This is a genomic window from Pseudodesulfovibrio thermohalotolerans, from assembly GCF_021353295.2.
In the GTDB taxonomy this organism is placed as follows: domain Bacteria; phylum Desulfobacterota; class Desulfovibrionia; order Desulfovibrionales; family Desulfovibrionaceae; genus Pseudodesulfovibrio; species Pseudodesulfovibrio thermohalotolerans.
Genome location: NZ_CP120635.1, coordinates 2,838,324 through 2,865,019, shown reverse-complemented (window position 1 = coordinate 2,865,019; position 26,696 = coordinate 2,838,324). Strand labels below are relative to the sequence as shown.

Annotated in this window: 22 protein-coding genes; all 22 read left to right on the top strand. The window is 58.3% G+C overall.

What is annotated here, in order from left to right:
* Positions 1–47: 47 nt before the first annotated feature.
* The 22 genes from LF599_RS13430 (at position 48) to LF599_RS13325 (ending at position 26,689) form a co-directional block, all read left to right on the top strand.
* Positions 48–1,457 carry a baseplate J/gp47 family protein gene (locus LF599_RS13430; RefSeq protein WP_279521139.1) on the top strand — a complete coding sequence of 470 codons (1,410 nt, stop codon included), beginning with the start codon at positions 48–50 and terminating at the stop codon, positions 1,455–1,457.
* Entirely contained in the window at positions 1,457–3,031 is a 1,575-nt protein-coding gene (locus LF599_RS13425; RefSeq protein ID WP_279521138.1) for a phage tail protein, read from the top strand. The genes LF599_RS13430 and LF599_RS13425 overlap by 1 nt, the downstream gene beginning before the upstream one ends.
* 10 nt (positions 3,032–3,041) lie before the next feature.
* Positions 3,042–3,635: a hypothetical protein gene (locus LF599_RS13420; RefSeq protein WP_279521137.1), complete on the top strand. Its 594-nt coding sequence runs from the start codon at positions 3,042–3,044 to the stop codon at positions 3,633–3,635.
* 10 nt (positions 3,636–3,645) lie between these two features.
* The gene (locus tag LF599_RS13415; protein WP_279521136.1) at positions 3,646–4,635 is read left to right on the top strand and encodes a hypothetical protein; all 990 of its coding nucleotides are present in this window, start codon (positions 3,646–3,648) and stop codon (positions 4,633–4,635) included.
* Between the two features lie 4 nt (positions 4,636–4,639).
* Positions 4,640–4,771, top strand: a complete 132-nt coding sequence (locus LF599_RS13410; RefSeq protein WP_268750702.1) for a hypothetical protein — start codon at positions 4,640–4,642, stop codon at positions 4,769–4,771.
* Positions 4,758–5,219 carry a hypothetical protein gene (locus LF599_RS13405; protein ID WP_269943754.1) on the top strand — a complete coding sequence of 154 codons (462 nt, stop codon included), beginning with the start codon at positions 4,758–4,760 and terminating at the stop codon, positions 5,217–5,219. Before LF599_RS13410 ends, LF599_RS13405 begins: the two co-directional genes overlap by 14 nt.
* 12 nt (positions 5,220–5,231) lie before the next feature.
* Positions 5,232–5,765 (top strand): hypothetical protein, encoded by a 534-nt coding sequence (locus LF599_RS13400; protein WP_054033040.1) that lies wholly within the window; start codon positions 5,232–5,234, stop codon positions 5,763–5,765.
* A 15-nt stretch (positions 5,766–5,780) separates the two neighbouring features.
* Complete coding sequence (locus LF599_RS13395) at positions 5,781–9,329, top strand: DUF4815 domain-containing protein (protein WP_144234510.1); 3,549 nt, start codon at positions 5,781–5,783, stop codon at positions 9,327–9,329.
* A 12-nt stretch (positions 9,330–9,341) separates the two neighbouring features.
* The gene (locus LF599_RS13390) at positions 9,342–9,599 is read left to right on the top strand and encodes a hypothetical protein (RefSeq protein ID WP_028588143.1); all 258 of its coding nucleotides are present in this window, start codon (positions 9,342–9,344) and stop codon (positions 9,597–9,599) included.
* Positions 9,600–9,844: 245 nt separating this feature from the next.
* Positions 9,845–10,801, top strand: coding sequence for an amidoligase family protein (locus LF599_RS13385; protein ID WP_028588142.1), 957 nt, complete (start codon positions 9,845–9,847; stop codon positions 10,799–10,801).
* Positions 10,802–10,812: 11 nt separating this feature from the next.
* Entirely contained in the window at positions 10,813–11,334 is a 522-nt protein-coding gene (locus tag LF599_RS13380; protein WP_011367003.1) for a DUF5049 domain-containing protein, read from the top strand.
* A complete protein-coding gene (locus LF599_RS13375; protein WP_011367004.1) occupies positions 11,319–12,116 on the top strand; it encodes a glucosamine 6-phosphate synthetase in 798 nt (265 codons plus the stop codon). Before LF599_RS13380 ends, LF599_RS13375 begins: the two co-directional genes overlap by 16 nt.
* Positions 12,113–12,637, top strand: a complete 525-nt coding sequence (locus tag LF599_RS13370) for a gamma-glutamylcyclotransferase family protein (protein ID WP_011367005.1) — start codon at positions 12,113–12,115, stop codon at positions 12,635–12,637. The genes LF599_RS13375 and LF599_RS13370 overlap by 4 nt, the downstream gene beginning before the upstream one ends.
* A 148-nt stretch (positions 12,638–12,785) precedes the next feature.
* A complete protein-coding gene (locus LF599_RS13365; protein ID WP_269941981.1) occupies positions 12,786–13,406 on the top strand; it encodes a TetR/AcrR family transcriptional regulator in 621 nt (206 codons plus the stop codon).
* On the top strand, positions 13,403–14,878 hold the full coding sequence (locus LF599_RS13360) for a TolC family protein (protein WP_011367007.1): 1,476 nt from the start codon (positions 13,403–13,405) through the stop codon (positions 14,876–14,878). The genes LF599_RS13365 and LF599_RS13360 overlap by 4 nt, the downstream gene beginning before the upstream one ends.
* Positions 14,875–16,092 (top strand): efflux RND transporter periplasmic adaptor subunit, encoded by a 1,218-nt coding sequence (locus tag LF599_RS13355; RefSeq protein ID WP_011367008.1) that lies wholly within the window; start codon positions 14,875–14,877, stop codon positions 16,090–16,092. Before LF599_RS13360 ends, LF599_RS13355 begins: the two co-directional genes overlap by 4 nt.
* Positions 16,079–17,086, top strand: a complete 1,008-nt coding sequence (locus tag LF599_RS13350) for a patatin-like phospholipase family protein (protein ID WP_011367009.1) — start codon at positions 16,079–16,081, stop codon at positions 17,084–17,086. Before LF599_RS13355 ends, LF599_RS13350 begins: the two co-directional genes overlap by 14 nt.
* Positions 17,076–17,570 carry a hypothetical protein gene (locus LF599_RS13345; protein ID WP_011367010.1) on the top strand — a complete coding sequence of 165 codons (495 nt, stop codon included), beginning with the start codon at positions 17,076–17,078 and terminating at the stop codon, positions 17,568–17,570. Before LF599_RS13350 ends, LF599_RS13345 begins: the two co-directional genes overlap by 11 nt.
* The gene (locus LF599_RS13340) at positions 17,567–20,641 is read left to right on the top strand and encodes an efflux RND transporter permease subunit (protein ID WP_011367011.1); all 3,075 of its coding nucleotides are present in this window, start codon (positions 17,567–17,569) and stop codon (positions 20,639–20,641) included. The genes LF599_RS13345 and LF599_RS13340 overlap by 4 nt, the downstream gene beginning before the upstream one ends.
* Entirely contained in the window at positions 20,638–21,666 is a 1,029-nt protein-coding gene (locus LF599_RS13335; RefSeq protein ID WP_011367012.1) for a putative ABC transporter permease, read from the top strand. The genes LF599_RS13340 and LF599_RS13335 overlap by 4 nt, the downstream gene beginning before the upstream one ends.
* Positions 21,663–26,174: an acyl-CoA dehydratase activase gene (locus LF599_RS13330; protein WP_011367013.1), complete on the top strand. Its 4,512-nt coding sequence runs from the start codon at positions 21,663–21,665 to the stop codon at positions 26,172–26,174. The genes LF599_RS13335 and LF599_RS13330 overlap by 4 nt, the downstream gene beginning before the upstream one ends.
* Positions 26,102–26,689 (top strand): DUF2188 domain-containing protein, encoded by a 588-nt coding sequence (locus tag LF599_RS13325; protein WP_081428179.1) that lies wholly within the window; start codon positions 26,102–26,104, stop codon positions 26,687–26,689. Before LF599_RS13330 ends, LF599_RS13325 begins: the two co-directional genes overlap by 73 nt.
* The last annotated feature ends 7 nt before the right edge of the window (positions 26,690–26,696 follow it).

Genomic DNA, 26,696 nt, shown 5'->3' with positions numbered 1-26,696 from the left:
CGAGAGCATCAGGCGCTCTCGCATAACCGCCGAAAACCGGAGAGACCATGGGCCGCGCAAGCATCGGATATATCAACAAGGATTACGAATCGATCCGCCAGGAGCTGTTGGCGAAGATTCCGCAGCTCACCGACCGCTGGACCGATTTCAACCACTCCGATCTCGGCGTCGTCCTGCTCGATCTGTTCTGCGGCGTGGGCGACATGCTGGCCTACTACCTGGACGCCCAGGCGGCGGAGGCCTTTCTGCCCACGGCCCGCCAGCGCCAGAACGTCATCAACCTCTGCAAGCTCATCGGCTACCGGCTGGATTCGCCGGTGGCCTCCACCACCACGCTGCGTTTTCGGCTCTCCGCCCCCCTCGGCAAGGACCTGACCATTCCGGCGGGAACGGCCTGCCGCGCCTTGCTGAATGACGGCGAGGCGGATTTCGAGACGGTTGAGGACGGCCTGATCCCGCGAGGTGTGCTCTCGGTAGACATCCCGGCCCGTCAAGGCGTGCGCCGCACCGAGATCTTCACATCGACGGGGCTGCCATTCCAGCGCATCCGCCTGACCGGCGACGTCATCGCCCAGGGCACCATCACCGTTACGGTGGGGGACGACGCATGGAGCGAGGTCGATCATTTTCAGGACAGCCTGGCCGACAGCCGCCATTTCATGGCCGACCTGGATGAGCTCGACATCTCTACCCTGATTTTCGGCGACGGGCAAAGTGGCGCTGTACCTGCTCAGGGAAGCGCCATCACCGTCAGCTATCTGCAGACCATCGGAGACCAGGGCAATCTCGGTCCGAACCGGATCACCCAACTGCTGAGCCCGGTCTACCTCGACGGCGGCCAGGTCTCCCTGACCGTCACCAATCCTGTTCCCGCCACTGGCGGCGCTTCGCGGGAAGCCCTCGAACACGCCCGCCGACAGGCACCGGCGGAGCTGCGCAGTCTCTGGAAAGCCGTCACCCTGGAGGATTACCAGGCCCTCGCCGAAGGTTACCCCGGCGTCTCCAAGGCCAAGGTGCTCGACACCAATGCCTGCCAGAACATCCGCTATTACAACGTCCAACTGGCCATCGCCCCCAACGGCGGCGGAATACCCTCGGCGCTGCTCAAGCGGGACCTCGCGGAGTTTCTCGAGCGCCGCAAGGTCATCACGGTCGAGATCAATCTGTTCGATCCGATCTACCGCCCCGTTTCCATCGACGCCGAGGTCTACGTCTGGCTCGGTGAACCGCTGGAAAACGTGCGAAGCCGCATCGAAGCCGCCCTCACTGATTTCTTTTCCTTCGACCAGGTCTCTTTCGGTCAGACCATTCACTTCTCCGACCTGGTGGCCCTGATCGACGGCGTGCGCGGCGTCAGCCACATGCATCTGTACGCGCCCCAGCAGGACATCGAGCTGCGCCACGGCGAAATCCCGGTTCTCGGCAGCGTCAACCTCGATCTGCGGAGGGCCGGTTGATGTCGGATTGGTTCAAGGACAATCTGCTCGGACTGCTGCCGCCGCTTTACGAGCACAACGACGAGGCCGGTGACCTGCGCACCTTTCTGAGCCTTCCCGCCGGAACGTTCGACGAGCTCAAGCAGGCCATCGACGACTTCCCGACCATCTTCGACGTCGACCACTGCGACGAACGCTTCCTGCCGCTGCTGGCGAGAATCGTCGGCCTCGAAGTGGACGGCACCTGTTCGCCGGACTGCCAGCGCCGCCGTGTGCGGGAGGCGGTCGAGATCTATCGCCGCAAGGGCACTATCCCGGCCATCGAACGCGACTTCGACTCGCTCGGATGGCAGGGGGAACTGCAGGAGACCTTCCGCTCGGCTCTTCGTCTCAATGCTCGTTCCAGACTCAGCAAAGCCAAGCTGGCCGGGCTGGTGTTCAGCCTCGGCGTGTTTCGCGTGCTGTGTCTCAACCAGACCGAGGGGCTGCGCGATGCCCTGGTGTTTCACCACCCGGCGGGCACGCGCTGTTTCTGGCTCCAGTTCCTCCTGGAATGGATCGAAGGCGGCGCGATGCTCGACTTCGGGCATGCCAACGCCGTGCGCCGGATCGTATTGGCGTTTCTCGACGAGACCTTCGTCCTCGGACGTTCCTCGCTCGGTTCCTGTCGTCACCTGACCAATAAGCAGAGGGCCTGGGAGCTGCTGCAGCTCACCAGCACCACGGAGATGATCCCGGAGATCGACCGGGCCGCCGTGAAGGTCTCCCGTTTTCACGGCCGCCAGAACCGGATGCGCCTGAACCACAAGGCCCTCAACGACTGGCGGCTGCCGTACACCCGTGTCGGCGAGGATCGGGTTTCCTTCTGCACGCCCATCTACACCGGCCGCGACTTCGAAGGGGATATGCTGGAAAGCGGCTTCGGGCTGGGCGAGAGCCATCTCAACCGCAAGCCGCTGACCCATGGCGAGACCGCGCTGCGCTACTGCTTTCGGCAGAAGGACTTCTTTTTCGACACGCAGGCGGAACCGGTCGAGCGGGCGGAGGCCAAGTACGACCTGCGCCTGCCCTTGGAATCCCGACACCGCCGCTGCTTCCAGCTCGGCCGCGCCAGGCTCAACGCCGGTCTTGACCTCACCGCCAACCAGGGCGGCATCAGCAATCTGTTGCTCGCCTCCACCGCTGGCTGCGACGCGGACGTCACCTTGGCCGTCGACCGGATCGACCGATGGCGGCGGAGAGGGCCTGTGTTCCGGCTCAACGCGAACACCCTGAACACCCGGTATCTGAGCAATGCGAATCTGACCGGCGAACGGGCTTCGCTTGAAGTCTACGTGGACACAGGCTCTCTCCAGCGCCATCGGGTCGAGACCATGAAGCTGGGCGCAAGCCCGCTCAATACCACCGGCCTGCGCCTTTCCGTGGATCGGACCCGCCCCATGCGCGTCAGCCGCATGCGCCTCAACCAGGCCGGATTCCGCTGGTCGCGGCCTTCCTATCGTTGGCTGTTCCGTCAGCAGGATCTGCACGCGCCGACGCAGGCCGGGTTCGATGCCGCCACCAACAACTATCGCGCCACCCAGTGGCCCACCTGAAGGAGAACCCATGGCGATTCATCTCTATCTTGACGAAGCGCTGACCCAGCAGATTTCCGAGGGGGATTTCAGCCGCCCCGAGGCCGAGAGCTACAACGGCACCGACGGCGACATCAAGGATCGGAAACTCTACGTCGCCAACGAGCAGACGAGCCTTGCCTCGGCCATCGACGCGGCGCAGACATCCATCGCCCTTGCCGAACCGCGCTTTGCCGACGGCGAACTGATCATCATCGACGGGGAGCAGATGCTCGTCGAAAGCGGCGGCGGCACCGCCAATCTCACCGTGCAGCGGGGCGTGGCCAACACCGCTCCGGCCGCGCACGACGCCGGAACGACCGTCTATTCAGGCTACGACTACACCGGGCTGGTGCTCGATCCCATCGATGAAAACGGCACCGACGAAGCGGTCTGGTACCGCCTGGCCCTGACCCAGGCCGAACTCGACACCGCCACCCAGGGCGCACCGCTGAATCTCGGCGACAAGGCCTTCCAGCAGACGCTGTCTTTCTGGCGGCGCTGCACCGTGCTCCCGGGGACGCCGGTGCAGAACAAACTCGACATCAAGCTGCGCCTGACCGGCACGGAAAACCCAATTCTCTAAGGAGGCCGCCATGGCATACCACAGCATTCAAGGACTCGCCCACGGTCGGCTCGACCTGCTCAATCAACTGCGGACCTTCCTGGTGTCCACCACCGGCTGGACCCTGCACGACGACCAGTCGGCCGACCCGCAGCCGTTTTTCGTCTTCAAGTCGCATGGGGAATCCGGAGCCGAGGACGTTTATCTACAGTTCCGTATCAGCACCACCTCCGGGCGGATTCACGTCGCCGCATTCCAGTATTGGAACGCGACCGCCCACACAGGCATCAACGAGGCTTCGCACACCAGTTACACCTACCTGCGGGTGGAGGACAGCGCCGACTTCATCTTCTGGCTGTTCGCCGATCTGGACCACGTCTTCGTGGTGACCAAGCTCGTCTCTACCTACTACGGCCATTACAGCGGCTTGCTGAAACGCTTCTGGTCCGGGGCCATCGCGCTCACGCAGGCGGCGGTCACCTCCGGAAGCGGCGTGGTGCTTCAGGTCAACGACGCCACCGTAGTCACACCCGGACAAGACTATGTGATCAAGGACGACGCGGGCATCGAACGCGTGCGGGTGAGCGCCATCGACACCGCAGCCACGCCGAACACCATTACTGTGGAGGTCCTCGTTCGGGATTACGCCTCGGGGGCAAAGATCGGCGAGGACCCGCAGCCGGTCATCAACAGTTACTACAACGCGCCGGGCACCTTCTACGCCGTGAACAAGTTCGACGGCTGGACCTCCGCCTCCGGCCAGCAGGGGCGCTGCGGCGCGGCCAACGGCGGTCTCCAGGGCGAGACCGATCCAGAGATGCGCTACGGCACCACCATCCTCTTTCCCTGGCTCGCCTCGATGTCCGGTTCCGCTGCCTACCAGGAACTGCGCGGCGAACTCATCGAGATCTTCTCCGTGGGCGGCGGCAACGTCGCCTCGGAAGACACCATTCAAATCGGAGCTGACAGCTACCGCGTGTTCAACCTGACCACCGGCGGCTGGTGCGCGGTGAAGGAGTAAAGCCATGGCAACGCATAGCGGAAAGCTCAAACCCATCAGCACGATCACCGGCCAGCGTCGTCCGGAAACGCTTATGTCCATGAACCGGGGCCAGGCGCTCAAGCTCAGCGGGAGGATTCGCCGTGGCCGTGCATAAGGGACAACTGGCATTCATCACCACCCGCAGAGGCACGCGGCGGCCGGAACTGCTCGCCATTGGAGCGGCGCAACCTGGAGCGCTTTTCGAACTGTTTTCCGGGGCACCGGCCAGGCGCACGGTGATGGTCCGGGCCGACAGCGCAATGCGGGTCGCCCATCGGCTTGAACGTCAATCCGACCTCGCACTTCGCGTGAACAACCGCCTGAACCGGAGCGCCGACCTGTGGCTCGTCGTCCATGGCCGTCTGGGCGTCGATGCCGACGCGGCGGTGCGGGTGACGCGCCCCTGGCTGCGGAGCATCGACACCAGCGTCCGGACGTCCGGCGCACACATCAGCCTATCCAACACCGTTCAGCGCATCGCGATCCCGGCCGGGCTGCTGGCCGACACGCGCCAGATCCTGTTCGCGGTGCTCATCGATCAAGACCACGAAATTCAGACCTAAAGGAGAACAGCAATGGCACTGGGACTCATCGTCAAAACCGGCCGGATACTGACGGCCAAACTCCTCCTCGGCCAGGCCGTGGACGGCATCACCCACTGCGCCATCGGCGACGGGGATGCCAGCTTCAGCGACCCGCAGAATCCGCCCGCGCCGGACATCGGTCAGACCGGGCTCAGAAACGAACGCGCCCGCAAGCGCTACTACAAGCGGACTTTCCTCAAGGAGGACGCCGAAGGGGCGCTGCTGGTCAACGGCGTGCGCTACCTCGAAACCGGCGAGGAGACCAACACCATCGGCATTTTCTTCCGCTTCGACGAGGCAGAGGCCAACGGCATCACCATCCGCGAATACGGCTTCTTCGGCGGCGACGTGCAGTACGTGCAAAGCGTCACCGGGGATCTCGCCATGGGAGGCGTGTTCCATCAGGACACCAACCCGACCGGCGAGTTGCTGCGTCCGGGCTACCTGTACGAGGTGAAGAACATTCCCGACTTCAACAAGATTTCCGACACCCGCGTGGAGCTGGTCGGGATCATCAAGATCTAACTGGAGGATTCAAACATGAGCATCTCACGCGAGACATTCGACCCGACCAAGAACTACAAGCGCATCCGCTACCATCAGGATCGCGACCTGCTGGATTCCGAACTCAACGAGCAGCAGGACATCATCAACCTGGAGCGGCGCAAGATCGCCGACATCCTGTTCAAGGAAGGCTCCATCATCATGGGCCTCGAGGTCAGCGCGGCCGCCAACGTCCTGACCATGGCCCCGGGCGTGGTCTACATCGACGGCCATCTGGAACAGGTGAGCGGCGCGACCCTGACCTATGATCCGGCCACCACCAGCGGGGCCGATTACGTCTATGTGGAGCTGCTGAAGTACAACTACGGCTACACCCAGGACCCGGCCCTGATCAATCCGGCCACCGGCGAGCCCACCGCCGAACGGGAAAAATGGGTTCTTTCTCTCAAGGCGACGGATACCAGCGGCCAGACGCTGCCCAACAACGTGGCCGAGCGCCGGGTGATCCCGATCTACAAGTTCGACCGGGAGAGCGGCGATGTCACGCCCACGGTGCAGGAGAAGTCCAACCTCTACCTGCGGGATCTGCTGGGCACGCTGCCGGGCAGCCGGATCACCGTCTCCTCGATCACCGAGGACCAGCTCTCCTTCGCCGCCGCCGAAGGGCTCAATTCCCTGATTCAGAATCTGGCCGAGCGCACCTTCGACCAGGCCGGAAGCTATCTGGTGCGGGGCTTCGACACCTTCATCGGCGGCGTCGACGACGACAGCGTGGAGGCGATCACCAACGCCGGACGCGCCTACATCCAGGGCTTCCGGCATCAGCGCGATCTGCCCACTTCGACCCTGGTGCCCAAATCCATCGCCACCAAGTCGGTGCGCGGGGAGCAGAAGACCTTCGACATCAACAAGCACCGCTATCCGGTCAACTCCACGCCGCTCAAGGAGACGACCCAGGTGGAGGCCATCGTCGAGATTACCCGCAACGTCACTCGCGGCTCGGTGGGCGGCGGCGAAGACCTGCTCGACCCCAATCCCGTGGTGGACATCCTCGAGGTCAGCCAAGGGGCGACCATCTTCCAGGAGGGCGTGGACTGGCAACAGTCGGGCAACCATGTCGACTGGCTCGGCTCCGGCAACGAACCGGCCATCGGCACCACCTACACGGTGCGCTGGACCTACACCAAGCAGATGGTCAAGGGCACCGACTACGTGGACAGCGGCTGGTTCGGGCAGGCCAACCATCCGGCGGCCGGAAACTACTTCTATCTGGTGACTGCCTACAACGCCACCGGCGAGACGGCCTTCAACGCCGCTGCGGTCATCGCCCGGGCAACCGCCGCCGGGGAGATGAACAAGCTCTCCTGGCTGCCGGTCAGCGGCGCGACTGGCTATCGCGTCTACCGGGCCGCCACCAACGGCGCACGCACCGACTACAAGCGCCTGATGGAACTGGGCAGCGAGGCGCTATCCTACGTCGACGACGGCGTCGAGGAGATCGGCACCGTTTCGCCTCCGGCCACCAACACCGCCGGGCTCACCATGTCGCCAGTGCAGCTCGAGCTGGGTAACCTCAACGTGATCAATTTCGGGCGCGGCAGCCTCGGCGATCAGCCGGTGAACGGCTCCAACTGCAGCCTGGACTACGACTATTACCTCGGCCGCCGCGACATCGTTTACGCCACCACCACCGAGATCAAACGGCTGGAAGGGGCTCCGGCGGATTTTCCGAAGCTGCCCATCGTGCCGGAAAACGCCCTGGGGCTGTGCAGCATCGACTGCCCGCCCAACTCCACCGACATGGAGATCCGCAACTTCGGCCTGACCCGCATCACCATGGACCAGATCCACGACATCATCCAAGACGTCGAGGACCTGAAGTACAACGACGCCCAGTACCAGATGAACAACGAGCTGCAGAACCGGGACGCCCAGACCAAGAAAGGCATCTACTCGGACGACTTCTCGAACACCGCCCAGTCAGACATCTACCACGCCGAATGGGACGCCCGAGTCAACGAGATCGCCCGTTTCGTCGCGCCGGACCGCATTCCTCACTCCACGGTGCTCTCGGTCGATCAGGCGGGCAGCAACGCGAGCTTCTTCGGCAGCCTGGCACTGCTGCCGGGCAACGAGACCGTGCTGGTGGAACAGAACGACTGGTCCGAGGAGCGGAACATCAACCCCTACGCCGTGTTCGACAAGCCCCCGGCCATGCTGCAGATCACGCCCAACCTCGGGCGGCGCGGCCAGACCGGCATCGCCGTCACCGGCATCAACTTCACCCCGAGCAAATCCGGCATCGTACTGCGCTGCGACGGCCAGGTGATGGCCAGCAACCTGATCAGCGACGAGGCCGGTCGGGTCAGCGCCTCCTTCACCATCCCGACCAACGCCCGCAACGGCAACCGCATCGTGGAGATGGCCGACGGCGTCTACTCGGCCCGGGCCAGCCTGCAGATCAACGATCCGCTGGTCATCACCCGCATCGAGCGCATCATCGAGAACCGCATCATCCGCGTGCCCGTGGTGCAGGTGGTCTGGCGCACCCAGACCATCTTCGTGCCCCGCGATCCGCTGGCCCAGACTTTCAGCTTCACCCAAAACCAGGTGATTTCCAGCATCGGACTGCAGTTCACCGCCAGGGACCCGAGCATTCCGGTCACGGTGCAGATTCGCGGCGTCACCACCGGTCTGCCCAACGGCGTGGTGTTCGCCGAGAAAGTGCTGGCCCCGAACGAGATCAGCCTGAGCGGCGAGACCCGCATTCGCTTCGACGACCCGTTCTACGCCGAGGCCAACACCAGCTATTCCGTGGTGCTGCTGACCAACAGCACCAATTACAAGGTGCGCACCGCCACCCTGGGCAAGATGGGCCGCTGGGGCATCATCACCCGGCAGACCTATATGGAAGGCGTGCTGCTGGAGAGCTCCAACGCCGAGACCTGGACGCCGCTCAACGGCTCCGACCTGGCGATGAAGATCTACGGCTACAACTTCCAGTCCGAGGGGATGATTCGCTTTCAGCCGATCACCGGCGTGCAGTTCTCCGACATCAACCTCGACGAATACTCGGCCATCCCCCAGGGTACCGGTCTCGACTGGGAATACTCCACCGACGGCGGCGTGACCTGGGACGCCATGGTTCCCGCCGAGGAGGAACGGCTGCCCAACCTCGCCACCCGGGTCCAGATCCGCGTGCGCCTGAGCAGCTCGCTTTCCAACGACACTCCGGCCATCAACTTTCGCGACGTCAACCTGGTGGGCTACCTCAACAAGACCACCGGGGCCTACCTGACCCGCGAGAACGAGCTGACCCAGGGTGTGGAATCGACCAAAGCCTATGTGCAGATGCAGATCCCCAGTGGCACCACCCTGCAATGGTTCGCCAGCAACGACGGCGGCCTGACCTGGGAGGCGATGACCATCCAGGACACCCGGCCCATCGACGAGAACTGGACCGAGTACACCCTGGTGCGCACCTTCACCGACAACACCGGCAACAAGGTGCGCTACAAAGCCGAGATGACCGGCACGCCGCTGATCTACCCGCGCATCCATTCGCTGGGCGCGACCCTGAGCTAAGGAGGCACGGCCATGATCGTTCGACGCAAAGGCGGCCTGACCGAGTTCATTCCCTCGCCGCAGGAGAAGCGCGACGGGCTGATCCGCGACCATGCCCTGGGCCTGCTCGAAAACCTGCACCAGCGCCTGGCGCGGCTGGAACGGGCATCAAAGCTCCCGGCCGACGAAGCGGAGGCCTTCACGGCGCTGCTGGCGCGGATGCGGGCCGACGAGTCGCGCAACCTCGAGCTGCACGCCAGCCTGATCACCGCTGATACCGCCTCCGGCTGACCGGCTCACTGCCACCGCCAACCCAGAAACCCCGGATACGGCCAGCCCGTTCCGGGGTTTCTGCCGCCTGTGCGCCGCCCAATCCGGCCTAGTTCGCAAGTCATTGAAAATAAACGTGTTAAATGTCGGCTTCGGCTGTTCTTCTACTTGATTTGTGTCCGGAAAGAAGCATTCATGGTGTAAGCGGAGGCTAAAAAGCCTTGCCTGACAACGACTTAGAAGCGCCACGAACGACGGAGGCACGCATGAACCTGAAAGAGATCCACTACGGGATCGAGATCGAGACCGTAAAACGCACCCGGGAACAGATCGCCTGGGCCATCCACTCGGTGGTGGGCGGCACGGTCCGCCATGTCGGCATCCCCAGCAGCTATGACCCCTGGGAGGTCGAGGACCTGCGCGGCCGCGTCTGGAAGGTGGTGGGGGACGCCTCCCTGACCAGCGTCCCGGCCCATCTGCGGGCCGAGGTGGTCAGCCCGGTGCTCGGCTACGACGACATCCCGCAACTGCAGGAGGCGGTCCGGGCCATCCGCCGCGCCGGAGGCAAGATCAACAGCCAGTGCGGCATCCACATCCATATCGACGCCGCGCCCTTCGACGGCAGGCACCTGGGTAACCTGGCCAAGATCATCTACAAGCAGGAGCCGCTGATCCTCCACGCCCTCGGCATCAGCCGCGACCGGCTCAACCGCTACACGCGGCCGGTGAGCGACGAGCTGATCCAGCGCATCGAACAGCATCGCCCCCGCACCAAGGACCAGCTCAACCGCATCTGGTACGGCTATCACAACCGCCAGCCCCAGCACTACGACAACAGCCGCTACCACGGGGTCAACCTGCACAACATCTGGTACCGGGGCACGGTGGAGTTCCGCTGGTTCGAGGCGACCCTCCACGCGGGACGGATCAAGGCCTACCTGCAGTTCTGCCTCGCCGTCGCCGCCAAGGCGCTCAACGGTCGGGCCGCCTCCAGCCGCAAGCGGGACTTCGATCCCCAGAGCGCCAAGTACGACTTTCGAGTCTTCCTGCTCCACCTCGGCCTGATCGGCGACGAGTTTAAGACCGCCCGCAAGCATCTGATGGCCAACATGCCCGGCGACGCCGCCTTCAAGAACGGACGGCCTAAACCGGAGGAGGTCCTTCCGGACGAAACCACCACTCACACCAACGAGGCCGGGCAAGTTCCCGGCCTCACTGTTTAAGGAGGGGCTCCATGAAAATTCTGATCCGCTCCACCCGGCTTTCCGGCGAACCGATCCCCGGCAGCGGGGAAACCCTGCAGGCCGCCGACTGCCTCGAAGTTGTCGAGTTGATGCGCGGCCAGACGCCGTTTACCGCCAGCCGAGCGCCCCGGGACTACATGACCGAGGTGCTCTCCGGCATCGAAGGCGGTCCGACCCAGCCGTTGCCGGAGGACGCCGCCGCTGCGGCCGCCGAGTTTCTCACCCGCCTGGCGCGGCACGGCCTGATCGAGTTCCTGCCCGACGACAAGGCCAGCGATCCCTGGCCGGAACGATTCCTCGAAGCCCTGGAAACGGTGCGGCTCTCCGGGCGCACCAACATGCTCGACCACCTGGAGGTGACCCGGCTGACCGCCGAGATGGGCTACCCAGAGGTGGCCGAGTGGCTGACGGGCCACCGGCGCGAGTACGCGGCCTTCGTCCTCGATGGGACAAGACCGCTCGGCAAGAACTTCGGCGGCAAGGAGGACCCGGCTCCATGTGCGGACAAGTAGGCATCATCTTCGGCCGCAAGCGCAGACGGCCGGACGAGCAGGATTACCTGCGCGAGGTCTTCATCCGCATGCTGCTGCACAGCGAGGAGCGCGGCCCGCACGCCTCCGGTCTGGCCTGGCTCAAGATCGACGGCAGCCACCGGATCTTCAAGCGGCCGATGCGGGCGCACGAACTGGTCTACGAGAAGCCGTTCCAGGAGCTGCTCGGGCAGGTCGACAACGAGACCACCATCCTCATGGGCCACACCCGCTGGCGCACCCGGGGCAACGAGTTCAACAACCGCAACAACCATCCCATCCGGGCCGGGATCGTCATCGGTACCCACAACGGCACCATCTACAACGCCGATTATCTGTTCCGCCGTCTCGGGCTGCCGCGCTTCGCCGAAGTGGACAGCGAGCTGATCTTCCGCCTGGCCGACCGCTTCGCGCCCGAAGGCCCCATCGACCAGGAGGGCCTGAAGAAGGCGCTCGCCCTCTGTCGCGGCCAGATGAGCGCCGTGCTGGCCTCGCGGCTCGACCCCGGCACCATCACCGTGCTCAAGGGCAACAAACCGCTCTGCCTGCGCATCCACCGCCAGCACCGGGTGGTGCTCTACGCCTCGGAGCCAGCCTTCATCGACTTTGCCGTGGACTTTGATCCGGGCTGGCGCGAGCTGGAGGTGCCGCCCATGACCATGCTCACCATCCGCCACAAGGATGTGCGGGCCATCGAAAACAGCGAATTCCGCTTCATACCCCAGGAGCGCAAAGGGACACTGCCCGAAGGAGTGAATGCATGAACATTGGAGAACCATCAAAGCTGAACACAAATCCGGAAGACAGTCCCGAGACCATCCTCCGGCTCTTCGTCTACGGCACCCTGAAACGGGGCTATTGGAACCATCAGCGCTTCTGCGCCCAGGCCCGCAGCATCGAACAGGCCGTGGTCTGGGGCAGGCTCTACCATCTCCACGCCGGGTTCCCGGCCATCGAGGTGCCGGAAGGCCTGATCCTGGCCCGGGGCAGTGTTGATCCATTGGCCGACGCCCGCAGACAGCAGGAGATCGGCACGCCGTGCTTCGGACGCCCGACCGGCGACTGGAATCTGATCCACGGAGAGCTGGTGACCTTCACCGACCCGCAACGCGACCTGCCGCCCATCGACCGGCTGGAAGGCTTCCGGCCCGGCGGGCACAGCATGTACCAGCGGGTGATGGTGGCGGTGCTATGCGGTCGCACCTCGATTCCAGCCTGGACCTATTGGATTCCATGCCCGCCTTACGCGGAAAGAGTCGCCAGTGGCCAGTGGTTACGCCCGTGAACCGATCTTTGCGGCCTTATCCGGATTATTGGTTTTCCGCTTGACACAAGGAGCCAACGCGCGTATTGGTTAGAATATAACGTCATAAAATGAACATGCCGTCACGTTTTTAAATGTTCTATGCTGCCAAGGAAACGGAGGTCAGGCAATGCAAGATGAGAAGCTCCCACGTCGGGAAAGAGAAAAACGCAGACATCGTCGGCAGATGCTTGCCGCTGCACTCGAGCTTTTCTCGAAGAAAGGATACCACAACGTATCCATGCACGAGATTGCAGAAAGAGCAGAGTTTGCCATCGGAACGCTTTACAAATTCTTCAAGAACAAGGAGCACCTCTACAAGACCCTCATGATGGAAAAGGCAGCGGAATATCATCATACCCTGAGCGGAGTCCTTTCGAGGGAAGGTGACGTCCTGACTATTCTCAAAGACTACATTTCCGCTAAAGCGGGGATCTTTGCCGATGACGTTGCCACGTTGCGGCTCTATTTTGCTGAAACGCGGGGTGCGAGTTTCAACATCAAGGCCGGTCTCGATCAGGACATTCGCAAGCTTTATGACGAACTGGTAGAGCAACTGGCTTCGACACTGGAAAAAGGTATTCGCAAAAACGTGCTTCGCGATCTGAACCCCTACTATATGGCCGTGGCCCTGGAGGGAATCACCAACGCTTTTCTCTTCTGTTGGCTGGAAGATCCGGAACGGCATTCATACAAGGCGAATGCCCCGGTGATCAGTGACATGTTTCTCAAAGGGGTGATGGCCGAATGAAAAAAGCCTTAAGGATAACAGCTCGCACCATGGTTATGCTTCTGGTGGGAGGTGGATTGCTGCTGACAGCGGGTTGTATTTCTATTAGCGCTGCCGCCGAGCCGTTGCACGGCCATTCCGATGCAATCGCCGAAAAATCGCCGGAAATAGAAGGCAATCGTCCCTCTGCTCCCGTTGAGGAGCTTCGCAAGCTCGAAAAGGATGGCAATATACACCTTTCGTTAAGCGATTGCCTGAAAATAGCGTTGCAACAGAATTACGATATCCGCCTTACACGGGAAGCCCTGACTCAAGCCAATACAAAGATAACTCAGGCCAGATCGGCTATGCTCCCATTTTTGGGGGCGGAGGCTTCCTATACACGACTGGACGAGGAGTTGAGTTTTGCAATGGGACCGCAATCATTGACCTTCATGGATCGTGATCAATACAAGGCGGGGCTCGTCATCCGGCAGCCCATTTTCACGGGAGGGCGATTGAATGCGGCGCGCAAGGCATCCCAGTATTCACGAGACGCTCAAGCTCAAGAGAACAGGGCCGTTGAAGAGGAAGTCGTTTTCCAGGTTACACGCGCTTATCGGACCGCACAGTTGGCCGAAGCGTTTCAAGGTGTTGCCGTGGAGGCCGTCGATCTTCTCAATGTGCATGAACATGACGTGGCGATTCTGGTGGAGAAAGGGGCGAATCCGGAAATTGACCTGCTTCGCACCCGAACGGAACTTGCCAATGCCCGCAAAGATCTGAATGGCGCTGACAACGCCGTCGACCTGGCATATTCTGCACTTAAGAACTTGCTGAGCATGCCCCTTGAAGAATCAGTCCGTTTGACGGAAGCCTTGGTGCGGTCGCCCGGGCCGGGGGCGGATCTTTCGTCTCTCACCGAGTTGGCCCTTTCGCAACGTCCCGAACTGTCTGCAATGGATTCCAAAATGGCAGCTGCGGAGCAGGCGCTTAAAGCGGCCAGGGGAGAATACCTGCCTACCATTGCCCTGGAAGGGCGTTACGAATATATGGAAGGCGATTTTCGGGATCTGGAAGGCGGAGAGCATTGGACGGTTGGAATAGGGGCGCAGTTTCCCCTCTGGAATTGGGGGAAAACCGCTGCCAAGGTCAGAGAGGCGGGATCGCAACGGGCTCAGGTAAAAATCCAGCGAGATAAAACGACAGATCGCATTCGTCTTGAAGTGCGCCAAGCCTTCCTGGACCTCGGAAAAGCAGAAAAGAATATCGATGCGGCTGAGAGTGCACTGAAGACAGCCAGGGAGGCTTACCGCCTGGCAAGAGCCAGCTACCGGGCAGGAGAAGGCACAAATACCGACGTGCTGGACGTTCGTACGGCCTTAAGTCGAGCTGAAGCGAATCACACACAGGCTCTTTTTGATTACAACGTTGCCCTTGCCGCCCTTCATCGAGCGGTGGGCGTAATGGTGATAGAGCCGCCTGATATCAAGGAAAAGGAGTCTGCCGAATGAGACGAAGAGGAGTCTATATATCCATTGCTATTGCGGCTGCTGTTATTGCGTTCTTGGCTGTCCAAGTTTCCAGGAAGCAATGGCAAAAAGATGAAGATCCGAACGCGGCGGGCAAGGCGTTGCCTGTCACAATCGCATCTGTTGTCCCGCACGAATTCGCTGATGAAATCAGCGCCGTCGGCACCTTGAAAGCCCGAGACACGAGTCCGCTAAGCCCCAAGGTGGCAGGAACGGTGAGCCGGGTTCTGGTTGATATCGGTGAGCGCGTCAATGCCGGTGAGGTCGTTATAAAACTGGACAGAACAAACTATGATCTCGGCGTCAAGCAGGCCCGGGCGGCGCTAGCAGCTGCGGAAGCAGCAGTTCCGCAGGCTGAAGCCCATTTTGAACAGGCCGAGAAAGAATACCGACGCGCAATCGAACTGCTGAAGGAAAAAGTGATTCCGCAAAGTCGCTTTGATGCATCAGAAGCGGCCTTTAAAAGCGCCAAGGAAGCGGTGTTCTACGCCCGAGCACAGAGGGACCAGGCAAAGGCCGCCTTGGAGACAGCGCTGGAACATCTCAAGGATGCAGATATCCGATCGCCTATCGGCGGCGCTGTCGTGGAGAGAAATGTGGAAATCGGTCAGGCGGTCGCTCCCGGCGGCCGACTTCTGCTAATCGTGGACCAAACATCTCTGAACCTGGATGTCGATTTGCCGGAAGCAGACATTGGCCGGATTGTCGTTGGAACTGTTGCGCTGATCACGACAGACGCCTTCCCGGGACATGAGTATTCAGGGAAAGTAACCGTTATCAATCCATTGGTGGACCGAAAGACGCGTACTTTCCGCATGAGAATCGAGGTGCCGAATCCGTCCGGGAAGTTGGTGGACGGAATGTATGCCAGGGTGAAGCTTTCGGCAGAGAAAAGAAGGTCCCTTGCCGTTCCCCGTGAAACCTTGCAACGCCTCCCCGGCAGCGGCACCTATTACGTTTTTGTGGTGGAAGGAAATAAGGCCCATAAGCGAACGGTCGAAATTAGGGCCATGGATGACCAATTTGCCGAAGTGATGGGCGGCTTGGTTGAGAATGACAAAGTGGTCACCAGCGGAGCGGGACGTTTACAGTCAGGCATGGAGGTAAGCGTGCAAGATATTTTGAACAAGAATGGGACGGATAACTCTGGGGGACAACTTTTCAAGAAGAACGGCGGTGAACATGTCGGACGATAGCTCAGGTTTTCCGAAAAATATCGGCCTGGCTCTGGGTAGCGGCTCCGCACGGGGATGGTCTCATATCGGTGTATTGCAGGCACTAGCTGAGGCAGGAATAGAAATCAGGTACGTCGCCGGCACCAGCATTGGTTCGTTGGTAGGGGCCGCATGTGCCCTTGGCAAAATGGATGTGCTGGAAAATTTTGCCCGTCAGCTCGACTGGAAACAGATTGTTTCCTTCCTGGATGTAACTTTTCCGAGGTCGGGACTCATTGATGGAAAGAAGATCAGCGATTTCTTTCGTTCTCATGTTCGAGAAATGAACATTGAAGAATTACCTCTCCGCTATTGCGCGGTTGCCACCGACCTGGCCACGGGTCGTGAGGTCGTGTTGAACAAAGGGGACCTCATAGAGGCAATCCGCGCGAGCATCTCGGTTCCGGGCATTTTCACGCCGGTCAGGAAAAACGGCGGCTTTCTGGTGGATGGAGGGCTGGTCAACCCCGTGCCGGTGAGCGCTGTCAGGAAAATGGGAGCGGATTACGTCATCGCTGTTGATTTGAACCATGACATTATCGACAAAAGGAGTACCGCCGGCATCGCTCCGGTTGATTCATCGGTGGCAGGTATGGTTGTTCAGCCCCAGCCCGCAGAATGGAGAATCGCGCAGGATCTGACCAACAGGCTCAGCGAATTCGGTTCGCCCGCGTTATCGCAAGTGCGCCAGTGGCTGCAAAGGGACCCCGTGCCAAATATCTTTGATGTGTTGACGACTGCAATCAATATTATGGAAGTGCAGATCACCGCAACAAGATTGGCAACCGATCCGCCCGATCTGCTGATTCGGCCGAAGCTGGGGGATGTTCGTTTTCTCGAATTCCATCGGGCCGAGGAGGCCATTGCCGAGGGGTACCGAGAAGCCATGGTGCAGCTCAAAGAAAGATGGAAGTGTGCCGCCAAAAGAGATTTGCCAGGAGGTTTTTTACCGGGGAGGACGGAAGATGGGAATTAATATTTGTCAGTTACAAGAAAAACGCCTCGTTGATCGTCTGCGTTCTCTGAGGGTCAAAGGAGAAGTGATCGAGAAAAAAAGAATGGAATCATTCAGTGGACGGCCCGAAAGGAAGATTGTCGTTGTCAAGTTCAAGAACAGGATAATTGAAACAAACCTTGATGACGCAGAATTCGAACGGACTGAGATCGGGGAACGGATTTGGTTCTCTCCTCCGGTCCCTGATCGTGATCCGTGCACTTGCCATCTATTCGTCTGGCTGATTGTTGGAATCACATCTGGGGCACTGGCAATCTGGGCCATCACAACCCATTTTCCTGGAAAAACCGCCGCTATCCTTTCTCTTGTCGCAGCAGGTTGGATCAGCGTTATTGCCTGGGCCAGGATATGTTCGCACGAGCAAAGCAAATGCCTTCGGGACCTTAAGACGGAAGTCGACTTTTTTGAAGCTGACGGTGACGACAAGCAAGGGGAACAGAAATGAAATTACCGGAGATATCCGTCCGCAGGCCGGTCACGACCGTTATGGTTTTCGCTGCCATTACATTGCTGGGTTGCGTGGCTTTTTTCAGGCTCAACCTCGACTTGTTGCCGGATATTGAACCTCCGGCCGTGAGTGTCATCACACCCTATCCGGGGGCTTCCGCCACGGATGTTGAGTCGGAGGTGACCAAGTACCTGGAAGACCAGCTTTCCACCACACCGAATCTCGACCGGCTGGAGTCAAAGTCCAAAGACAACATCGCCATCGTCAATTGCATATTCAACTGGGGCACCGACCTGGATGTTGCGGTCAACGATATCCGGGAGAAGATCGATCTTGCCAAGCCGGACCTTGCCGATGGAGCGGAAGACCCCTTTATCTTCAAGTTCAGCAGTTCCATGGTGCCGGTGCTCATCATGACGGTGACGGCGGAAGAAAGCAGTCCCGATCTTTACAGAATTGTGGACAAGCAGATCGCCGATCCGTTGAAGCGTGTGCCCGGCGTGGGCGCTGTCGTCTATATCGGCGGTCAGGAAAGACAGATCAATGTGCATTTCGACCGCGAAGCAATAGATGCTTATCACATTTCCGTCCAGCAGATCAGAAATGTTCTCGCCGCTGAAAACCTGAACCTTCCGGTGGGCACCGTCAAGATCGGGAGGAATGAACTCCAGATCAGAGTGGCGGGGCGCTATCGGGATGCAGCGGAAATCGCAAATACGGTGATCGGAAGCAACGGCGACGCGCTTGTGCGGCTCAGAGACGTGGCCACGGTCACCGATGCCTTTGAGGAGCCGCAGGAGTGGGCGCGTTCCGGCAAGCTTCCTGCGATTGCCTTGATTATTCAGAAGCAGTCCGGGACCAACACCGTCAACGTGATCGAAGCCATAAAAGATCGCCTCAAGACACTGAAGACCGAAGTGCCGGCGGATATCGAAATCCACGGGATTCTGGATAACTCAGATCACATTTATGCGATGATCAATAGTTTGACCGAAGCCGCCGTCGTCGGAGGCCTTTTGGTCATTGTCGTCTGTTTCCTGTTTCTCCGGCGGTTTCGCACCAGCCTGGTCGTCTCAATGGCAATTCCTTTTTCGATTATCGTCGCCTTTATCGGCCTCTTCGTCATGGATTATACCATCAACGTCATTTCCATGATGAGTCTTGCCATTGCTGTGGGAATGGTGGTGGACGATGCCATCGTCGTACTTGAAAACATCGTGCGGCATGTGGACGATGGCAAGCCTCCGCAGTTGGCCGCCGTGGAGGGAACATCCGAAGTGGGTATGGCGGTAGCCGCGTCAACATTGACCATTGTAGCTGTCTTCGCCCCTCTTCTCTTAGTGAAAGGGATCGCCGGCATCATCTTTGGTCAGTTGGCGTTCATGATCTTGATTACGATTCTGGCCTCGCTTTTCATTTCATTGACGTTGACCCCCATGGCTGCTTCCCGTTTGCTCCGTTCACGGGATCAAAGAAAGCTCAATCCGGTATTTGTATGGAGCGAGCGTTTGCTGAATGGAATCGAAGCCGGTTATTCTCACGTCCTGGGATGGGGACTAAGGCACCGTAACATTTTGCTTTCACTTATAGTTATTGTATTTATCGGCAGTCTGGCACTGATTCCTTTGGTCGGTACGGAATTTTTCCCCGAAGTGGATTCGGGGGAAGTGGAGGTGGTCCTGGAGATGGCGCAGGGCACCCGAGTGGAGGTCACGGCCGGAACCACGGAAGAAATGCTCAACGCGGTGAACGCCATTCCGGAAATGGAAGCCTCCTATGCCCTGGCAGGTCAGACCAAGAAAGGATTTTTAACAGCCCTCGGTTTTGAAGAGGGAACCGGCATCGGTCGCATCGGAGGGCGTCTCATTGATAAAAAAGAACGGAGTCGCCATGCCAAGGAGGTCGCTTCGGAGCTTCGTGAGCAGGTCATAAAACTGCCGGGCGTTGAGAATTTTTCCGCCAGCGCCGTAAGCGTCATCCAAAAGGCGTTCCTGGGAGGCGGCCGGCCTATCAGCATCGATATTCTGGGCCATGATATCGAGACGACCGACAAAGCCGCCGCAAAGATCCAGCGCATCGTGGAAACCACACCCGGCGCAGTGGATGTCTCTGTCAGCAGAAAGAGACCACGGCCGGAAGTGCGGATTTGTCTTGACCGGGATAAGGCGGCATCCCTGGGATTGAATGTGGCGCTTGTCGCCGACGCATTGAGGACCAACTACTATGGATTCGATGATACGAAGTTCCGGGAGGCGGGTGACGACTTCGACATCGAGTTGCGACTGAAAAAAGACCAGCGGGAAACGATTCGTGAAATCGGGGAAACCCCCATCACCACCCTGACCGGTCAGACCATTAAGCTCCGGAACGTCGCGTCTGTTCGGGAAACCTTTGGGCCCGTGGAGATCGACCGGAAAAACAGGACCCGCGTCACAAAGGTTCAGGCGGGCGTCCAGGGCAGGGTTCTGGGGGATGTGGTACGGGATGTTCGAGAAAAGATGGCCTCTCTTGACCTGCCTCCCGGCGTTTCCATCGAATGGGGCGGGGAGGTGGAGGAACAGCGAAAAGCGTTCCGCGACCTGACCCTCCTTTTGATTCTGGGAATAGTCCTTGTCTACATGGTCATGGCAGGGGAGTTCGAGGATTTCGTTGATCCATTCATCATCATGTTTTCGGTTCCTTTCGCCTTCGCCGGAGTGATATGGGCCTTCGTTGCCACGGCCACTCCGCTCAACCTGATGAGCTTCATCGGGGTAATCATGCTCATGGGCATTGTTGTAAAGAACGCCATTGTGCTCGTGGATTATACCAAGCAACTGAGAGCAGGTGGGATGACGCTAAACGAAGCGGTGGTCACGGGCGGAAAAACACGCCTGAGGCCGGTGCTCATGACGAGTTTGACCACCATATTCGGCATGGTCCCATTAGCCCTTTCCAGAGGGGAAGGCTCTGAAATATGGAATGCACTGGGCATCACGGTCATTGGGGGACTGTCGGTCAGCGGCCTTGTGACATTGATTCTGGTGCCGCTAATGTATTCGCTGGTTCACCGGGGTAAAGCAAAATGACGGCCGATGTTGTAAACTTCTTCTTTTCTTTCTCCTTTTTTTCCATTCTTGGATGGATGCTGGAGGTCTCCTATCGTTCCGTGCGTGACAAGCGGTTCGTCAATCCCGGCCTCCTGAAGGGGCCGTATCTCATCCTTTACGGTGCCGGCGCAGTGATGCTTATGGCAGCGGTTTCATTGCTGCAGGAATCCAATTGGGGAACCAAGGCCTTCGCTTATTTCATAATCACAACCGGACTCGAATTCGGCTCCGGATTGGTTGCTCAATACTTTTTCCAGATCCGTCTGTGGGACTATTCGGACCAAAGATTTAATTACAGGGGGCACATCTGTCTAAAATTCTCCCTGTACTGGATACTGCTGGCCTTCGCTTTTGAATATGCCGTTTTGCCCCCCTATCAAAGCATGCTCGTCCTGCTTTCACCGGTCTTCAAGTGGATAGTGGCCGGAGCAACGATCTCAATCATGTCGATGGATTTCCTGGCGGTTGCAGCCGGGCGTTTCCTCCGCCTGACGCCGGAAGAGAAAACTCTGATGGAGGCGGAATTCGTCAACACGGCAAGGCCGCTTCTCGATCTGCCGGAGGTTGCAAAACTGGCGCAGTATAACCATCACAGGGGGAAAACCCGATTGGATCATGTGGAGGAGGTGGCCTGCCTGAGCTTTCGCTGGGGAAAAAGACTTTCCCTTGACACCCGGGCGATTATCCGGGGTGCGTTGCTGCACGATCTTTTCTACTATGACTGGCTGCATGACGGACCCAGGCTGCACGGTTTCCGGCACCATACTATCGCTCTTGAGAACGCCCGCAGCATCACCGGTCTTACCGAAAAAGAAGCGGATATTATTAAAAAACACATGTGGCCGCTTACTGTTATACCGCCGCGCCATATGGAATCGCTGGTGGTTTCTCTGGTGGATACCTTTTGCTCTGCAAGGGACTATCTGAGCATGAAGAAACAAGACAAACCCACAGAGGCGGCCTCCCGTTGCGTTCATCCGGAACCGGGAGATGAAAAAAGATGAAGAACCATGCAGAAAGTCTCTATTTTGCCGGGATCGATATCGGTTCAACTACAGCCAAGGCGGTTATCCTGGATAAAGAGGGTGGCATGGTATTTTTCCGCTACTGTCGTCATCAGGGCAAAACAGTGGAAACAACACGGCGTATTTTCAATGACGCCCTTGAGAAACTTGGCGACGTGGAGCTTGATTTGGCGGTTACCGGATCGGCGGGGATGGGTGCGGCCGAATTCTTCGGCCTGCCGTTCGTGCAGGAAGTGGTGGCCTCCGCGCACGTCATCGAAAAGTTTTTCCCCGAAGCCAGGACATTTATCGAAATCGGCGGAGAAGACTCCAAAATAATATTCTTTGACGGCAGTGGCCGCCCCGATATCCGGATGAACGGAAGTTGCGCCGGCGGGACCGGTGCTTTTATCGATCAAATGGCGGTTCTCCTGGGTGTTGATGTAGCGGAACTGAACGTTCTGGCCGGAAAAGCCACGAATATTTATCCGATTGCGTCGCGGTGCGGCGTTTTCGCCAAAACCGACATCCAGGCCCTGCTGAGCCGCCATGTATCCAGGGAAGATGTGGCGGCTTCCATATTTCATTCGGTCGCCCTTCAGGTGATAACCGCCTTGTCCCGTGGACGGGAGATGGAAAGAAAAATACTGATCGGAGGCGGGCCGCTGACATTTTATCCAATCCTGCGGAAAGCCTTTGCAAATCTGCTCGGCATTGAGCATCCGGATGACCTGGTACTTCCGGATCATCCGGAACTGCTTCCCGCCATGGGAGCGGCCATGGTGCGCAATGGCAAACCATGTCGGGGCCGGATCAGCAATTTTTTATCCATGTCCGAGAGAGGTGTCAGCCGTGCAACCAACAGCGGCACCAAAAGGCTGCCCCCCCTGTTTGCAAGCAATTACGAATTTGAAATATGGCAAAAAAGGCATGAGCGAAATTTGGTTCCCAGGATTGACCTGCCTGAGGCAAAAGGAAAAGATCTTTTTTTAGGTGTGGATTCGGGGTCAACCACCACCAAGATCGTCCTTGTCGATGAGAAAGGCAAACTGGTTCTGAGCTATTACGGCCCCAACAACGGCGATCCCATCCAGGCGGTAAAAAAGGGACTGGCTGAATTCAGAAAAAAGTTTGTTTCTGCCGGCTTTGCCCCGCGGATCACCAGAACGGCGGCCACCGGCTATGGTGAAAGTCTCATAAGAACCGCCTTCGGGTTGGACGACGGCCTGGTTGAGACCATGGCGCATTACCGGGCGGCGCGGCGCTTTGAGCCGGATGTATCCTTTATTCTGGATATCGGCGGGCAGGACATGAAGGCGATCTATATTCATGACAACGCCGTGGCTGAAATTCAGATCAATGAGGCCTGCTCATCGGGATGTGGTTCCTTTATTGAGACGTTTGCCCGTTCGCTAGGGTATAGTGTCCAGGAATTCGCAGAGATTGCATGCGATAGCAAATCACCTTTTGATCTGGGAACCCGCTGCACCATCTTCATGAACTCCAAAGTGAAGCAGGCCCTTCGGGAAGGGGCGACGGTCGGCGACATTTCGGCAGGTTTGGCGTATTCGGTTATCAAAAATGCTCTGTACAAAGTGCTGAAGCTGAAGGACGTCGATGTCCTGGGGGACAAAATCGTAGTTCAGGGCGGAACATTTCGAAATCCAGCCGTATTACGCGCCTTGGAGGTGCTTCTGAACAAGGAGGTTATGAGACCGGATATTTCCGAGCTGATGGGAGCCTACGGTGCGGCCCTGACAGCCCTTGCCAATCATCGTGCGCATGTTGTGGCGGCCGTTGCTCCGCAGCAAGAAGCGCTGAAAGGTCCGGATCGGCCGGGACGGGAGACCGACGACCTGGTTTTTGAGAAATTGGTGATGGGAAGTGGTTTTTCAAAAAAGGAAATCCGCTGCCGGGGATGTGAAAACCAGTGCAGGGTTTTGAAGCTGACTTTCAGCAACGGAAACCATTTTTATACAGGGAACCGATGCGAGCGGCGCTTCAGCAACAATCCGGATGCTCAACGCAAAGGAAGGAACCTGATTGATGATCAGATAAGGCTCCTGTTTGAGCGAAACACGGAACCCGAAGGCGAACCGATTTTCACCTACGGTATCCCCCGCTGCCTGAACATGTATGAAAACTTTCCCTTTTGGTGCGCCTTTTTGACCACATGCGGCTTCAGGGTGGTTCTCTCGTCCGAGTCCAATTTCCAATTATATGAAAAGGGGTCTTCCACTGTCATGTCGGAAAACATCTGTTTCCCCGCCAAACTTGCCCATGGGCATATTTTCGATCTTGCCGGGAAAGACATCGACAGGCTGTTCTATCCGACCGTCGTCTATGAGGAAGAAGAATACGCAGATGCCTTAAACAGTTATAATTGCCCGGTGGTTACCGGATATCCCGATCTATTGAAGAGTGCTGTCAATCCAGAGAAAAAATTCAAAATCCCCCTGGACAATCCATCTGTCAGCTTTAAGGATTTCGGTTTGCTGAAAGATCAGCTTTATCTGTTCTTCAGGCGGTTTGGAATCAATTACCGCACGATATCGGAAGGGGTTGAAAAGGGCGTCAAGGCGCAATCGAATTACAAGACGGAACTCAGGTCCATGGCGAAAACGCTGCTGGTCAGGTCGGAGGCCGAGAGACGGACAACCGTTGTCCTCTGCGGCCGACCCTACCATGCAGACCCGCTTGTCAACCACGGTGTTCCGGATGTATTGACGGAACTCGGCGTGGACGTCGTCAGTGAAACCGCGCTTCCCCTGAATGCAGATACCGTCGCTCTGGAAGATGTCAATGTCCTGACCCAGTGGAGCTATGCCAACAGGCTGTACGCAGCGGCAAGGTGGGTAACAAACACGGCGAATGCCCAAATGGTTCAGTTGACCTCTTTCGGCTGTGGGCCGGATGCGATTTCGGCCGATGAGGTCAAAGAAATTCTGCGCCATGGCGGGAAGATTCATACCTTGATCAAAATGGATGAAATCGTCAACGTGGGCGCCGTCAGGATCAGACTGCGCTCCATGCTGGAAGCGGTGAAGGAAAAGAACGGCAAAACGAGAGCCGTAGGGGGCGGCACAATGCAAACGGGCCGGGCGGTTGTGGGCAAGTCCGGAAAGAGAACCCTGATCGCCCCCTATTTTTCACCCTTCTATTCACCGCTGGTCCCGTCGGCTTTCAGGCCCTTCGGTCACCGGGTTGAAGTCCTTCCGCCCCAGGACAGGGAGTCGGTTGAATGGGGACTTAAAACCATCAACAACGATATGTGCTACCCCTCTGTCCTGGTAGCCGGCGACATTATCAAGGCATTTCAATCAGGCAGGTACGATCCTGAAAAAACCGCTGTCGTCATGACCCAAACCGGCGGTCAATGCCGGGCATCCTCTTACGTGTCGCTTATCAAAAAAGCACTGGCCGCCGCCGGCCTGGATGAGGTTCCGATAATCGCTATATCCAATGAGGAAATCAATGCACAACCGTGGTTTAAAATAGATAAAATGGGGCTGATAAAACGGATGGGCTTGGGAATTATTTTCGCCGATCCCCTGGCCAGGATGTATTTATCAACAATGGTCAGGGAAAAGGTGCCCGGGACATCCAAGAACCTGCATGAAAAATATCTCTTTGAAATGGAAACAGGTATCGAGAATGCAGATTATTATTATCTTCTCAATCTTCTGAAAAGGGCCGTGGCGGACTTCAACCGGGTTGAGATCAACGACAAGACTGTCCCAAGAGTCGGGATCGTTGGAGAAATCTTCGTTAAATATAACTTCTTCTCCAACGGAAATATCATCGACTGGCTGTCCGGCCAGGGGGTGGAAGTGGTTCTTCCTCCTATACAGAATTTTTTCGCCCAGCGCTTTATCAATGAGACCTACGACCAAAAGGCCTTTTTTAAACGTTCTTTGGCGGATCGTATCAAGTACAGGCTGCTGGAGATATACTCAAATTACCATGTCGGCCAAATCGAGCGGATTATGCAGGGATTTCGTTTTTACAGAAAGGCTCATGACTTAAGAAAACTGGCGGCGATAACCGGCGAGGTAGTCAGTTTGGCCAATCAGTTTGGCGAAGGATGGCTTCTTACGGCTGAAATGATCGCCATGCTCAATGAAGGAATCGACAACATCGTCTGTCTCCAGCCCTTCGGCTGCATTGCCAACCACATCACCGGGCGGGGCATGGAAAACAAACTCAGGGAGATGTTTCCTCATCTGAACCTACTTTCACTGGACATGGATGCAGGGGCAAGCGAGGTCAACATGATGAACCGCCTCCATTTTATGGTGACAGCCGCACGGGAAGAGGTGGACCGCGAGGTGGGAACACAGCCGGCGCAGAAGACCGCTCGAAGATTTGCCATTCCCGATGCATGGCCGCGCGAACTGGATTCTTTCAACGCCTACACGTCTTTGGAGGTCGAAAAATGGAGGGCCTGGGCGTCCAACCTGGGACTGTGGGAGAAGACGCGGCAGATGAAGCGCTGGGTCGGCATGTAACCTGCAGCATTGCTGAATTTGACGGTCAGAAGGCAGAGGGCATAACCCTCCGCTCGTCAAACGAGAAGCAGGATGCCGTCGATGCCGGGCGCAAGATCAGCCAGAATCAAGGCACCGAGTTCTACATCCACGGCAAGGATGGAAAGATCCAGAACGTGGAAAGCTCATCTTTTCCGAGATCACCTGGCTTTGCTCCACACGAGCGGCGGAGCTCCAGTCCCATTGGCAGACGGAGTACCCGGAGATCGATATCGCTTCAGCGAAAATCTGGCTCTTCGAGAGGGATAGCTACAGCCCCGAGACCTACTTTGTACTGCCAGTGCATTGCTGGCTTGAGAATTACTATCGCCCCATGCAGGGCCGTTTTGATGCGTTCCTTGAGCGGCATGGCCACAGCGACCAGGCCAAGGCTGTCGTCTATGCCGAACGGAACGAAATTGCCCTTTAGCAAATGCGTTGCGACGTCGAACGCTCGTCTGAGGAAATCGAAGTGGCCGTTCAGGAAATCCGCTTGATTTTTCC